The following is a 13,286-nucleotide window of genomic DNA, read 5'->3' as shown; positions in this document are numbered from 1 at the left end:
CACACCTCCGATCGCCCACCGCCGGGCCCCCGACCAACTTTGCCGGGGCCCTGGCCCCAGAGTCCGTGAAGGGTCCCTTCACAGCCCGAGTCCACCGAACCCGCGCTAGTCGACAGCGACTCCCGCGGCGCGTAATGCGCGCTCGACGAGATGCGCGCCCATGTCCCGCTTCTCCGCAGTAACCGTGCCGACGGCGTCGAAGTCGTTGCCGACCGCGCCGTTGAAAACCCCGCGGGACAGCCGTCCGGTCGACGCGGTGAGGAGCGTTTCGAGGCTGGGCAACCGGAACGGCCGATCTGCCACGCCGAAAGAGACGGCGCGGCCGTGCTCCTCGCTGCCGTCGGCCGGGAGCGTCAGTGCGGCGCCGGCTTCCGCGAAGTCGCCGTGCCGGGGTGCGAATTCCTCGAAGCCCCAGCGTCCGCCGGCGTTCGGGACCTCGAAGTCCAGGTGGGTGAGGATCTCGTCGTCCTCGACGGTCGTGCTGAGGTAGCCGAGGAAAAAATCGCCGGCCTGCTCGACGCGTTCGCCGCGGGTGGACTTCAGGGTGATCCGGGCGTCCGCGAGCAGCATCGTCGCCGCCATTTCGGCGGACGGGTCGGCGTGTGCCACGCTGCCGCCGATCGTGCCCCGCGAACGGATCTGGACGTGGCCCACCCAGCTTGCCGCCGTGGCCAGCAGCGGCCAGGCGGCCCGGACCTCCGGCGCCCGTGCGAGCCGGCCCGTGGTGGTCATGGCGCCCAGGCGGAAACCCCGGCCGGTGATCGTCTGCTCGGCCAGCTCCGTGATGTTGCCGAGGTCGACCAGGACGGGCGGGCGGACCAGGCGGTAGTTCAGCATCGGCAGCAGGCTCTGGCCCCCGGCGAGCACCTTGCCGCCCTCTTCGGCGCACTCCGCGAGGTCGTCGAGCGCGCGCCCGAGAGTGGCCGGTGCGCGGTACAGGAACGACGAGGGCTTCATAGCCCCCAACTCTACGCTTTGGACTGACCAGTGTCACGACATCGAGCCGATTTGACGGCGTGTTGGCCAGTTTTGGCCGTGAGATCAAAAAATCGGTAAGGCCAATTCCTTGACGGCGGGGCGTCGGCGTGGTGTTATTCGGGCCACCCCGGCTGTGCATCCCCTCGGAAGGAGGAGCTGGTGAGTGCTACTCGACTGCCCCCGGCGCGGACCGCGGAGCCGGTCCCGGCGCCGGCTCGCAAGCGCCGTCCCGTCTGGTCCCGCGTCCTCGCGTCGCCGATCGCTGGAACCTCGGTGGCGCTGATCGCGGTGTGCGGGGTCCTGGCCGCCATCGCGCCCGATTTCGCCACTGTCGGGAACGTGCTGAACATCCTGCTCGCCGCCTCGACCCTGACCGTCCTGGCCTGTGGCCTGACCGTGGCGCTGATCGCCGGCGAGATCGACCTCTCGGTCGGCTCGGTCGAAGCGCTGACGGGGTCGGTGGCCGCGGTCATGATCGTCACCTACGGCATCCCGTGGCCGCTGGCGATCGTCGGCGGGATCGCCGTCGGTGCCGCGGCCGGATTCGTGAACGGCCTCTTCCTCACGAGGTTCGCGGTGCCCTCCTTCGTCGCTTCGCTGGCGATGCTGAGCATCGCCAGCGGCGCGGCCAATCTGCTGACCAACGGCACCTCGGTGTTCGGCCTCGGCAGCCAGTTCGGCTTCCTCGGCACCGGAAAGGTGTTCGGCATCCCGGTGCCGGTCCTCATCGCCGCGGTCGTGGCGCTGGTGCTGGCGGTGACGCTGCGCCGGACCAGTTTCGGGCTGGACGTCTACGCCGTCGGCGGAAACCGGGAGGCGGCAAGGCTTTCCGGGGTCAGCATCGCGAGCATCAAGATCAAGGTGCTGGTGCTCAGCGGCGCGCTGGCCGGTCTGGCCGGGCTCATCATCGCCGCCCGGCTCGATTCCGGTTCGGGCACCGTCGGCACCCAGGACCTGATGGCGGCGATCGCGGCCGTGGTCATCGGCGGGACCTCGCTCAACGGGGGAGTCGGCAGCATCGGCGGCTCCGTCGTCGGCGCGCTGCTCATCGCCACCATCCAGAACGGCCTGGTGCTGATGAACATCACCGCGTTCTGGCAGCAGGTCGCGATCGGCTCGCTGATCCTCATCGCCGCTCTGCTGGAGCGGCTGTCCCGGCTCACCATCGGAGGCAAGCCAGCATGACCACGCACCAGGAGTACGACCTCGTCATCCGGGGCGGCATCGTCGTCAACGCCGACACGATGGCCGCCGGTGACGTCGCCGTCCGCGGCGGCAAGGTCGTCCAAGTGGGAACCGTCGAAGGCGCCGGCGCCGACGAGGTCGACGCCACCGGCTGCCTGGTGGTGCCGGGCGCCATCGACGTGCACACCCACTTCCACCACTACGTGGGCTACGTGGGCTCGCACAACGCCGACGACTACGACTCCGGCACCCGCGCCGCCGCCGCGGGCGGGATCACCACCATCATCAACTACGCCTTCCAGGAGGAAGGCGAAACGCTGATGGCCGCCATCGAACGCGACCTCGAACTGGCGAAGACGACGGCGAACATCGACTACGGGCTGCACGTCGTGGTCACCGACGACGCGGAGAAGGCCGTCGCCGAGTTCCCCCAGGTGGTCGACGCCGGGGTGACCAGTGTCAAGGTTTTCGGTGCCGTGTCAGGGTTTCAGCTGCCGGACGCGGGAATTCTCGAAGTGCTCCGGGCGGCCCGTGACGCCGGCATGATCGTCAACGTGCACGCCGAGGACGGGGTGCTCATCGACTTCCTCACGCGCGCGTTCGAGCAGCGCGGGGACCTGGGCGTCGAGTTCCTGCCCCAGGCGAGGCCGCCGCAGGCGGAAACGATCGCCACGCGCAAGATCGCCGAATATGCCGCGCTGCTCGAAGCGCCGGTGTACTTCGTGCACCTGAGCACCGAGGGAGCGCTCGAAGCGGTCCGCGACGCCCGCAAGAAGTTCGGCCGGATCTTCGTCGAGACGCGCCCGGTGTACCTGTTCCTGGAGCAGAGCGTTTACCAGTTGCCGGACAAGGAGGGCAACAAATACGTGTGCCTCCCGCCGATCCGGTCCACCACCGATTCCGAGGCGCTGTGGAAAGGCTTGCAGGGCGGCGAGATCCAGACGTATGCGACCGACCATGCGCCGTGGAAGGCGGAGCAGAAGCTCGCCGACGCGCCGTTCTGGCGGATTCCCGCGGGCGTCTCGAACCTTCAGACCAGCGTGCCGATGCTGTTCTCGGAGGGCGTGCGGACGGGCAAGCTCGACGCTCGCCAGTTCGTGGCGCTCACGTCCACCAATCCGGCCAAGCTCTTCGGCATGCATCCGGCCAAGGGCGTGCTCGCGCCGGGCGCGGACGCCGACATCGCGGTGATCGATCCGGAGGACGTCCGGCGGCTCACGGTCGACGAAATGCATTCCAACGCCGACTACGACCCGTACGAAGGGTACGAGTGCCATGGCTGGCCGCGATTCGTCTTCTCCCGTGGGGTCCTGGTCGCCGAGCGCGGCAACGCCCGGCACAATCCGGGGCGCGGCAAGTACATTCGCCGGGGAGCCGGCAACTACGATGTCTGAGCCTCCCTCCGGCGACATCACCGTGGGGGTAGTCCAAACGCCTGCCGGTGGCATCGGACCCGCGGCGGTCCTCGATCTGGGGCGCACCCTCGGGCGGCACGATCTGCTCGTCTTTCCCGAAATGGCGAACACGCCGTACTTCCCGCTGGCCGGAGTCGATCCCCGGAACCGGCCCGGACCACAGGCCCTGCCGCTGGAGGAGGTCGTCGATCCTTTTCGGACACTCGCCGGGAGACTGGACAGCAACCTGGTCGTCGGCGTGTGCTTCACCGATGGCCGGCGGGTGCACAACGCCGCCGTCGTGCTCGACCGGGATGGCCGGATCGTCGAGGGGAGAGGCGTCACCAGTGGCGAATACCATGCTGTCTACGAGAAAACCCACCTCTGCACGGTGCGTGGCTACGGATCGACGTTCGTTGAGGACGAGCATTTCGAAGCCGGGCCCGAGCTGCTGACCTGGGACCTCGATTTCGGCCGCATCGGCGTGCTCGTCTGTTACGACCGGCATTTTCCTGGCGCGTGGGCGACGCTCACCGCCAATTCGGCCGACATCGTCGCCGTCCCCACCGCGTCGCCGCAGGGGACTGAACCGACCTTCGCCGCCGAGATGCAGGCCATGGCGCTCCAGCAGAGCGCCATCGTGGCGGTCGCGAACCGGCACGGCCGGGAAGTCCTCGGCGACAGCGACGTGACGTACCTGGGCCAGTCCATGGTCATCGGGCCGGACGGGCGGATCGCCCGGATCGCCGACGCCGGATCGGTCACCACGGCGACGGGGGCCTTCGCGAAGACCGCGGTCGCGACCACGGCCCGCGCCATGGGCATCCGCGGCGCGCAACGACCGGACCTCTACACCTACCGCCTGACGAGCTGAGCGAGGAAGAACCACGAACATGACCACGACCCGAGTCGCCGACATCATCGGTCAGATCCTCGCGGACCAGGGGATCGACACCTTCTTCATGCTCACCGGTGGCGATCCCGCCCTGTGGACCGCGTTCCAGCGGCGCGGCATCCGGATGATCCCGTGCCGCAGCGAGCAAGGCGCCGTGTACATGGCCGACGGCTACGCCCGGATCACCGGACGGCCGACGTTCGTCTACGGCCAGCACGGCCCCGGGTCCGCGAACGTCGCCGCGGCGCTGGCCGACGCGTACTGGGCGATGAGCCCCGTCGTCTCCCTCACCAGCTCCGTGCCCGCTGCCACCCGCGACCGGCACGAGTACCAGCTGCTCGATCAGCTCGCGCTGCACCAGCCGGTGACCCACTGGGCGGGCGAGGCTCGCCAGGGCGATCACGTGCGGCGGATGCTCCTGCGCGCGATGCACGAGGCGGTTTCGGCGCCCGGACCGGCGCACCTCGATGTGCCCAGGGACGTGATCGCCGAGACGACCGAGCCCGAGGCGGCTGCCGCGGCGCCGGCCACCCGGCTGGCCGCGCCGATGTACCGGCCGCTTCCGTCCGCGGAGGTGCTCGGTTCGATGATCGACGCGCTGACCTCCGCCCGGCGGCTGGTCATCCTGGCCGGGTCCGGCGCACGCGTTTCCGGTGTCGGCGAGGAAATCGCCCAGCTCGCCGAGCTGCTCCAGGCACCGGTGGTGACTTCGATCGGCGGCAAGGGCAGCATCGCCGACAGCCATCGGCTCGGCGCCGGCGTCGTCGGCCGGTACGCGGCACCGATCTCCAACCGGATCGCCCGCGAGGCCGATCAGGTGCTCGTGCTCGGCAGCCGCACCGGCTCGGTGACCAGCGACTCCTTCACGCTGTTCGAGGACGTCCCGCTGATCAGGGTCGACACCGCGACCGGTTCCCTCGATCCGGCGGCCGGGCTCAACGTGCTCGGCGACGTCAAGGCCACGGTCGCCGCGCTGATCGAAGCGCTCTCCGCCGACACGGCACGCGCCACGGCCGCGCGTGACCGCGCCTGGCTGGCCGAGTGCGTCGACGAAATCGCGAACTGGCGGGCGCATGCCCTGGACACGGCGGACACCAGCACCGAGCACATGCACCCTCGCGAGGTCGTCTCGATGATCGCGGACGCCTTGGACGGTGAGGACATCGTCGTCGCCGACACCGGGTACATGGCCGCGTGGGCAGGCGTGCTCTACCCGCAGCGGAGCACGGGCGCGACCTTCCTCCGCGCCGCCGGGTCACTCGGCTGGGCCATTCCGGGCGCGCTCGGCGCGCAACTCGCCGCGCCGGATCGGCGGGTCGTGTGCATCACCGGCGACGGAGGCGCCGGCTACAACCTCGCCGAGCTGGAGACGGCCGCGCGCGTGGGCATTCCCGCCACGATCGTGGTGATGAACAACGGGACCCTCGCCTTCGAGTACCACCTGCAGAAGTACGTCGAGGGCAACATCATCCCGGAGATCAACGACTTCGGGGACGCGAGCTACGCCGACGCCGCGATCGCGCTCGGGGCACGCGGCGTCACCGTCCGGACCGCGGCCGAGCTGGCGAAGGCGCTGAGCGAGGCCGGTGGTGCGCCGACGCTGATCGACGCCCGGATCGATCCGGAAGCGATCGCCCCCGTGACCTCTTACGCTGCGAGTATGCCGATGCCGACCGGAGCATGAGCAGGAAAGGCGGGCAGCCGGAATGAGAATCACCGTCGAGGTCAACGGCCGCACCCGGGAGTCCGATGTGGAGCCGCGGACGCTGCTTTGTGACTATCTCCGGCACGAGCTGGGGCTCACGGGCACGCATGTCGGCTGCGAGCACGGTGTGTGCGGCGCGTGCACCGTGCTCGTCGACGGTGAGGCCGTCCGCTCGTGTCTCACTCTCGCGGTGCAGATGTCCGGCCGGTCGGTGCGGACCGTGGAGGATCTGGCGCCGGAGGGGGCGGAATTGACCGAGATCCAGCAGGCGTTCCGGAAACATCACGCCCTGCAATGCGGATTCTGCACGCCGGGGATTCTCATGTCGCTGACCGCCGAGCGGAACCGTCCCGCTCCGTCGCGGGAGGACGCGCTGGACAGTGTGCGCGGGCACATCTGCCGGTGCACCGGATATCGCGGCATCAAGCGGGTCGTCGAGGAGATCTTCGCCGAGTCCGACGGGGAGAACCCGAGATGACGGGAAAGGCGACCGGCACACCGGTGGAGCGGGTGGAGGACGAACGTCTTCTGCGTGGTCTCGGCGCCTACGTCGACGATTTGGTCACGCCGGAGACCCTGCACGCCTACTTCGTGCGTTCGGTGCACGCCAACGCCCGGATCACCGCGATCGACGTCGAACAGGCCAAGCGGCTCAACGGCGTCCGTGCCGTGTGGACCGGGCATGATCTCGGCGACCTCAACGGCCCGCTGCCCCTGCTCGCCCCGCACCCGGACCTCATCGCGCCGCGGACGCAGCTGCCACTGGCCGTGGATCGGGTGCGGTATGTCGGCGAGGCGATTGTCATGATCGTGGCCGACAGCCGGTACCGGGCCGAGGACGCGGCGGAGCTGGTCGAGATCGACTACGAGCCGCTCCCTGCCGTCGTCGAGTTCTCCGACACCGGCCGGGGGAGGGTGCACGACGATGTCGCCGACAACGTCGCAGCGGTGGTTCACCAGTCTCGCGGCGATGTCGAAAACGGGCTGGCCGCCGCACCGCACCAGCTCACGCTCGACCTGGAGATCGAGCGCAGCGGCGGTATGCCCATGGAGGGCAGGGGAGTGCACGCCACGTGGGATCGGCGCACGGGCCGCCTGCACGTGTCCGACTCGACCCAGTCGCACGTGGCCATCCGGCAGGGACTCAGCCGGATTCTCGACCTGCCGCTGGACCGGCTCGAAGTCGTCGCCCCGGACGTCGGCGGCGGTTTCGGCACCAAGATCATGCTGTTCTACCCCGAGGAGGTGCTCGTCCCGCTCGCGGCCATGCGCCTCGAAGCGGCCGTGGCCTGGACCGAGGACCGGTACGAGCACTTCATCAGCGCCAATCAGGAACGCGGCCAGGTGCACCAGGCCACCGTGGGCTACGACGCCGACGGCCGGCTGCTGGCGGTGCGAACCGCGTTCGTCCACGACACCGGCGCCTACATCCCGTACGGGATCGCGGTGCCTGCCGTGACCGGGACGCACCTGCCCGGCCAGTATCACGTGCCGGACTACGCATTCACCGGCCGCGTGATCTACACCAACAAGCCGCCGGTCAGCCCGTATCGCGGCGCCGGTCGCCCGCAGGGTGTGTTCGTGATGGAACGGCTCATCGGCGCGGTGGCGAAGTCGCTGGGTCTGGAGCCCAGCGAAGTGCGTCGGCGCAATTTCGTCCCCGAAGACGCTTTTCCTTACGACACCGGTCTCGATCTGCACGACGGAAGCCGCGCGATCTACGACAGCGGCCGCTACGCCAAGGGTTTCCAGCTCGCGATGCAGCACGCGGACCTGCCCGCTTTCCGTGCCCGGCAAAAGGAGCGCCGGGACGAGGGACGATTCACCGGTATCGGTTCGGCCACCTACGTCGAAGGGACCGGTGTGGGCCCGTACGAAGGCTGCACCGCGGCGCTCAACCCGAACGGCAGGATCGTCGTCGAAGTTTCCGTACCTTCGCAAGGACAAGGGCACGCGACCACGTTCGCGCAGGTGGCGGCCGACGTCCTCGGCTGCGATCCGGCGGATGTCGTCGTCCGGGCGACCTCGGGCGGCGCCGGTGCGGTGGGGCACGGAACGTTCGGCAGCCGCGCCGCCGTGATGGCCGGTAACGCAGTCGCCGCGGCGGCCACCACCCTGCGTCGGCAAATCCTTGAAACCGCAGCGGAATTCTTCGAATGCGCCGTCGAAGACCTGACCATCGACCACGGGCTCGTCCGGGTCGCGGGCACCGGTGCGGGCCTGTCCCTGGCGGAACTCGCCACCGGTGCCAACCCGATCCGGTATCCGGCCGGACCTGCGGCACCGGGTCCGCGGGCCGGGGGTGACGCGCCGCCGATCGTCTTGTCTGCGACCGAGTACTTCCGCCGGCGGCAGTGGGTGTTCGGCTCCGGCGCGCACGTCGCCGAGGTGGAGGTCGACCCCGCCACGGGCAAGACGACCCTGCTCAACTACGTCGTGGTGCACGACTGCGGCCGGGTCCTGAACCCGCTCGTCGTCGACGGGCAGATCCTGGGCGGGCTCGTGCAGGGCATCGGGGGCGCGCTGCTGGAGCTGTTCACCTTCGACGACACCGGCCAGCCCACCACGACCAGCTACCTCAACTTCCGGCTGCCCACCATCGACGACCTGCCCCCGCTCGTGCTGGACGAGCTGCAGACCCCCTCGCCATGGAATCCGCTCGGGATCAAGGGCACCGGGGAGGCGGGCATCATCCCCGTCGCCGCCGCGATCGCCGAAGCGATCGAAGACGCGCTCGAACCCCTCGGGGTGTCCGTGCACCGCATGCCGATGACCTCGCAGCGCGTGCGGCACCTGATTGCCACATCCACCCCGCTACCCAAGGAATCGTGACCGTGGAACTCTTGCACGAGTTTGCCATCGCCGCGCCCCCGGACGCCGTTTTCGGCTTCCTGCTCGATGCGCCGAGTGTCGTCACCTGCGTCCCCGGCGTCACCATCGACCGGATCGTGGACGAATCGACGTTCGAAGGAAGCCTCAAGGTCAAAGTCGGCCCGGTGACGGTGCGCTACCGGGGAAACGGCGCCATCACCGCCGTCGACAAGGACAAACGGGCGGCCACGATCCGGGCCGAGGGCGAGGAACAAGGCGCGGCCGGCACCGTGGCGGCCACCATGGAGATGTCGGTGGCCGAGGCCGAGGGCCAGTCCCGCGTCACCATCCACACGGATCTCGCGATCGCCGGGCGGGTCGCCACGATGGGCCGCGGAGTGCTCCAGCAGGTGAGCAATCAGCTGGTCGGCCAGGCGGCCCGGCAGATCGAGAGCAGGATTCTCGGCTCCGCACCGGAAACCTCTGCCGATGTGCGGACACCGGCCGCCGCCCCGGCGGCCGGAAAGACCGAACTCGCGGTCGGCGCCCTGGTCAAGGGGATGATTTTGGGCTGGCTGCGCAAGGCACTCGTCGTGGTGCTGTTCGGTATCGAGCGGCTCGCCGCCCGCACCCGCGAAAGGATCAAGGGATGAGCACCACCGCGACGCACTGGATCGACGGAGCGCGCTACGACGGTGACGGCCCGGACGAGCTGCCGATCCTGAACCCGGCCAGCGGAACCTCCACCGGCCGGCTACGCCTCGCCGCCAGCGCGGACGTCGAAGCCGTGGTTTCCGCGGCGGTGGCGGCTTTTCCGGCCTGGCGGGACACGTCGCTCGCGAGGCGCACTTCGGTGCTGTTCGCCTTCCGCGAGTTGCTCAACAAGCGTAAGGACCAGGTCGCGGAGATCATCACGCGCGAGCACGGCAAGGTGCTCAGCGATGCGCTGGGCGAGGTCGCGCGGGGTCAGGAGGTCGTCGAATTCGCTTGTGGGGCACCACATCTGCTCAAGGGCAGTGCCACGGTCAATGCGAGCACCCGGGTCGACGTGCAGTCCATCCGGCAGCCGGTCGGACCGGTCGCGGTCATCGCGCCTTTCAACTTTCCCGCCATGGTCCCGATGTGGTTCGTCCCGCTGGCGCTGGCGGCCGGGAACTCCGTCATCCTCAAGCCCAGTGAGAAGGCGCCGAGCGCGTCGTTGTGGATGGCCGAACTCTGGAAGGAGGCCGAGCTGCCCGACGGCGTCTTCAACGTCCTGCAGGGCGACAAGCTCGCGGTGGACGGCCTGCTCGACCACCCGGCGATCCGGGCCGTCTCGTTCGTCGGATCGACTCCGGTCGCGCGCTATGTCTACGAGCGAGGAACGGCCGCGGGTAAGCGTGTGCAGGCCTTGGGCGGGGCGAAGAACCACATGGTCGTCCTGCCCGATGCCGATCTCGATTCGGCGGCAGACGCGGCGATCGGCGCCGGCTTCGGCTCTGCGGGGCAGCGCTGTATGGCGGTCAGCGTGGTGGTCACCGTGGGCGACATCGCCGACGAGTTCACCGCCAAACTCAAGCAACGGATGGCGAAACTCGTTGTCGGAGAAGGCACTTCCGACAGCGATATGGGGCCGGTGATCTCCGCCGAAAGCCGCGACCGTGCGACCGGCTACATCGAGGCCGGGCTGGCGCAAGGGGCGAGCCTCGAAGTCGACGGACGCACGGTGTCCCCGAAAGGCGATCCGGGCGGCTATTGGCTCGGTCCCACACTGTTCGATCACGTCACCCCGGAGATGACGATCTATCAGGACGAGATCTTCGCGCCGGTACTGGCGATCGTGCGCGTGGACACGTACGAGGAGGCCGTGCGGATCATCAATGACAATCCCTACGGAAACGGCGTCGCCGTCTTCACGAACAACGGCGGAGCCGCGCGGAGATTCCAGACCGAGATCGAGGTCGGCATGGTCGGGGTGAACGTGCCGATCCCGGTCCCGATGGCCTACTACTCCTTCGGCGGCTGGAAGGCCTCGCTCTTCGGCGACACCCACGCCCACGGAATGGACGGGATCCACTTCTTCACCCGGCAGAAGACGGTGACCGCCCGCTGGCTGGACCCGTCCGAGCAGCACGGCGTGGATCTCGGATTCCCGCGCGCACAGTGAAACCGATGCCCGGGTGATGCCGCCGGCATCAGCACGCCGGCGGCATCACCCCCACCGCGACCGCCTCAGCGGGCCGCGGCGAGGTCCAGGGCGATGTCGGTGATCAGGTTCGTGACTTTCGGTTGATGCGCGGGTGGGCAGGCTCAGCAGGTCTTGCGTACGTATTCGGCGTTGCCCAGCGGAGCGACGCCGTGGTCGCGGCGGACGATGCTCAGCCGCCCGCCGCCCTCGGCACAAGCCTTCGCGAGTCCGTCGTCGGTGTACTCGATGACGATCACGTGGTCACCGAACGCCGACACGTACTCGGCGCAGTCGCCTTGTTCGCCGCATTCCTCCACGACGGCGAAATCCAGGCCGTTCGCGGCGTGGCGGGGAGCGAGTTCCGAGGTGTTCTTCTGTGCCACCGCGAGCCCCTTGCCGTGCGCGTGGGCGGACAGCAGCCGGACGAACTCCTGCGCCTCGGCGTCGGTGAGCAGGCCCTCCGAGCGGAGGAAGCTGTCGTAGTTGTCCGGCTCGACCGCCTGGAATCCCTTGTCGGCGCATTGGTCGATCCAGCCGTACACCTTGGCCGCGATGCGCTCCCGCTTTTCCGGCGTCCGCAGGTCCAGCAGGGTCTCGTGCCAGTCGTTGTCCACGACGAGTTTCCCGTCGCCGGCGCGCAGCAGCAGGTCGGCGTCCCATTCGGCGTCCGCGCCGGGCTGCGCCTGGAACGCGTTCACGTAGCAGATGTTGTAGAGGCCCGCGGCCGGCGCGGCACCGTGGTCACGGCTCACCACGGTGACCCCTTCCGGCGGCGGATAGGCGCCACCCAGCTGGTAATCGACCGGCGCGCCGGTCGGGGGCGCGTTCACCGGCCGAGGGGCGGCCGATCCGGTGCTCGGCGCGGCGGCAGGAGTGTCCGAGGTGTCCGGACCGGGCGTCGAGCACGCGCTCGCACCGAACAGCAGAGCGGCCGCGAGCGCGCAGCCGAGGAAACGACCCATGAATCTCATCCGTTCTTTCCGTGATCACGCCTGCTGGTGCAGAAGACGGTGCGGCACTGTGAGATCACGGGGGATCGGCGTATCCCCGGTGATCGCGTCGAACACCGCGAGCAAGTCTACAGTGGACTGAACGTCGTGCACGCGGAGGATCTGGTCCGGCAGGTGCCGCAGCGCCGCGATGGCGCCGAGCGTGCCCGCTGTGCGGTCCACGGGGGAGCGCTGGGTCAACGCGCCGACGAAGTCCTTGCGGGACAACGCAAGTAGGAGCGGCTTGCCGAATTCGGCGAAGCGCCGGGCATTGCGCAGCAGCTCGATCGTCTGCGCCGGGGTCTTGGTGAAGTCCGGGCCGGGGTCGATGATGATCGCGTCCTCGGGCAGGCCCAGGCGCACCGCCAGCTCACACTGCCGATCGAGGTACCGCATCGTCTCCATGGTCACGTCTTGGTACCGATCCGGGTCCTGGAGCTTGTGCAGCGGAGGAGCGCTGGTGTGCATGATCACCAGCGCGGCTTCGTGCCGCGCGCAGAGTTCGGCGATCCGCTGGTTCCGCAGGCCGGAGACGTCGTTGATGAGGTGCGCCCCCGCGTCGAGCACCGCTTCGGCCACGTCGTCCTTGAAGGTGTCGACCGAGATCAGCACGCCCGGCAGCGAGCGGGCGATCTCCCGCACGACCGGGCGCACGGCCGCGATCTCGGCCTCGGCCGGAACCGGCGCCCGGCCGGTGATGCCCGACTGCGCCCCGACGTCGATGATCGCCGCGCCCTCGGCGGCGAACCGCGCCGCCCGGTCGAGCAGCTTGTCCAGGTCCCGCGGGCCGGGGTCGGAGAAGGAGTCGGTGTTGGCGTTGAGGATCGCCATGACGAGCGGCCGATCGGTCCGGACCTGCCGCCCCTTCACCCGAAGCTCGCCCACTCGAGTACCTCCTGCCGGATCGCCGATGCGGAGATCAGCTTATCGCCTGGGGGTTTCGGGACTTTCCGCCGTCACCGCGAAGCTGCCGGGCTGTGAAGGGACCCTTCACAGCCCGAGAGTCCAGGGTGTCGGCAAAGTTGGTCGGGGACCCGGCGGTGGGCGATGCGGAGGTGTGTGTGCGACCACCTCGTGGCGTGCGCCGGACCGGTTTCGGGTCTGTGAAGGGACCCTTCACGGACTCTGAGTCTGTGAAGGGTCCCTTCACAGATCGGAAGAG

The 13,286-nt window shown here is 69.2% G+C and carries 11 protein-coding genes; 8 read left to right on the top strand and 3 right to left on the bottom strand.

Features of this window, described 5'->3' with window-relative positions:
* Window positions 1–105: 105 nt before the first annotated feature.
* Window positions 106–957, bottom strand: coding sequence for an FAD binding domain-containing protein (locus D5S19_RS21475; protein WP_120025161.1), 852 nt, complete (start codon window positions 955–957; stop codon window positions 106–108).
* 180 nt (window positions 958–1,137) lie between these two features.
* On the opposite strand from D5S19_RS21475, the gene D5S19_RS21470 reads away from it, so the two are divergent.
* Genes D5S19_RS21470 through D5S19_RS21435 form a run of 8 tightly spaced genes read left to right on the top strand, consistent with a single transcriptional unit; the run spans window position 1,138 to window position 11,114 of the window.
* Window positions 1,138–2,163, top strand: coding sequence for an ABC transporter permease (locus D5S19_RS21470; protein ID WP_158605587.1), 1,026 nt, complete (start codon window positions 1,138–1,140; stop codon window positions 2,161–2,163).
* Window positions 2,160–3,557 (top strand): dihydropyrimidinase, encoded by a 1,398-nt coding sequence (hydA, locus tag D5S19_RS21465; RefSeq protein WP_120025159.1) that lies wholly within the window; start codon window positions 2,160–2,162, stop codon window positions 3,555–3,557. Before D5S19_RS21470 ends, hydA begins: the two co-directional genes overlap by 4 nt.
* Complete coding sequence (locus tag D5S19_RS21460; protein WP_158605586.1) at window positions 3,550–4,431, top strand: carbon-nitrogen hydrolase family protein; 882 nt, start codon at window positions 3,550–3,552, stop codon at window positions 4,429–4,431. Before hydA ends, D5S19_RS21460 begins: the two co-directional genes overlap by 8 nt.
* A 19-nt stretch (window positions 4,432–4,450) precedes the next feature.
* Complete coding sequence (locus D5S19_RS21455) at window positions 4,451–6,136, top strand: thiamine pyrophosphate-binding protein (RefSeq protein WP_120025157.1); 1,686 nt, start codon at window positions 4,451–4,453, stop codon at window positions 6,134–6,136.
* 22 nt (window positions 6,137–6,158) lie between these two features.
* Entirely contained in the window at window positions 6,159–6,635 is a 477-nt protein-coding gene (locus D5S19_RS21450) for a (2Fe-2S)-binding protein (RefSeq protein ID WP_120025156.1), read from the top strand.
* The gene (locus tag D5S19_RS21445; protein ID WP_120025155.1) at window positions 6,632–8,989 is read left to right on the top strand and encodes a xanthine dehydrogenase family protein molybdopterin-binding subunit; all 2,358 of its coding nucleotides are present in this window, start codon (window positions 6,632–6,634) and stop codon (window positions 8,987–8,989) included. Before D5S19_RS21450 ends, D5S19_RS21445 begins: the two co-directional genes overlap by 4 nt.
* Window positions 8,986–9,621, top strand: a complete 636-nt coding sequence (locus tag D5S19_RS21440) for an SRPBCC family protein (protein ID WP_158605585.1) — start codon at window positions 8,986–8,988, stop codon at window positions 9,619–9,621. Before D5S19_RS21445 ends, D5S19_RS21440 begins: the two co-directional genes overlap by 4 nt.
* On the top strand, window positions 9,618–11,114 hold the full coding sequence (locus D5S19_RS21435) for a CoA-acylating methylmalonate-semialdehyde dehydrogenase (protein WP_120025153.1): 1,497 nt from the start codon (window positions 9,618–9,620) through the stop codon (window positions 11,112–11,114). The genes D5S19_RS21440 and D5S19_RS21435 overlap by 4 nt, the downstream gene beginning before the upstream one ends.
* Window positions 11,115–11,257: 143 nt before the next feature.
* Here the strand turns inward: D5S19_RS21435 and D5S19_RS21430 are convergent, their stop codons facing one another.
* Both D5S19_RS21430 and folP read right to left on the bottom strand, forming a co-directional pair.
* Complete coding sequence (locus tag D5S19_RS21430; protein ID WP_233574073.1) at window positions 11,258–12,106, bottom strand: endo alpha-1,4 polygalactosaminidase; 849 nt, start codon at window positions 12,104–12,106, stop codon at window positions 11,258–11,260.
* Between the two features lie 15 nt (window positions 12,107–12,121).
* On the bottom strand, window positions 12,122–13,009 hold the full coding sequence (folP, locus tag D5S19_RS21425) for a dihydropteroate synthase (protein WP_158605584.1): 888 nt from the start codon (window positions 13,007–13,009) through the stop codon (window positions 12,122–12,124).
* Window positions 13,010–13,286: the final 277 nt, after the last annotated feature.

Source organism: Amycolatopsis panacis (assembly GCF_003600245.1).
In the GTDB taxonomy this organism is placed as follows: domain Bacteria; phylum Actinomycetota; class Actinomycetes; order Mycobacteriales; family Pseudonocardiaceae; genus Amycolatopsis; species Amycolatopsis sulphurea.
This window is presented reverse-complemented; position numbering and strand designations above follow the sequence as displayed.

Coding starts and splice junctions, on each gene's coding strand:
- D5S19_RS21475 (WP_120025161.1), bottom strand. CDS start 957: ATGAAGCCCTCGTCGTTCCTGTACCGCGCACCGGCCACTCTCGGGCGC.
- hydA (WP_120025159.1), top strand. CDS start 2,160: ATGACCACGCACCAGGAGTACGACCTCGTCATCCGGGGCGGCATCGTC.
- D5S19_RS21460 (WP_158605586.1), top strand. CDS start 3,550: ATGTCTGAGCCTCCCTCCGGCGACATCACCGTGGGGGTAGTCCAAACG.
- D5S19_RS21455 (WP_120025157.1), top strand. CDS start 4,451: ATGACCACGACCCGAGTCGCCGACATCATCGGTCAGATCCTCGCGGAC.
- D5S19_RS21450 (WP_120025156.1), top strand. CDS start 6,159: ATGAGAATCACCGTCGAGGTCAACGGCCGCACCCGGGAGTCCGATGTG.
- D5S19_RS21445 (WP_120025155.1), top strand. CDS start 6,632: ATGACGGGAAAGGCGACCGGCACACCGGTGGAGCGGGTGGAGGACGAA.
- D5S19_RS21435 (WP_120025153.1), top strand. CDS start 9,618: ATGAGCACCACCGCGACGCACTGGATCGACGGAGCGCGCTACGACGGT.
- D5S19_RS21430 (WP_233574073.1), bottom strand. CDS start 12,106: ATGAGATTCATGGGTCGTTTCCTCGGCTGCGCGCTCGCGGCCGCTCTG.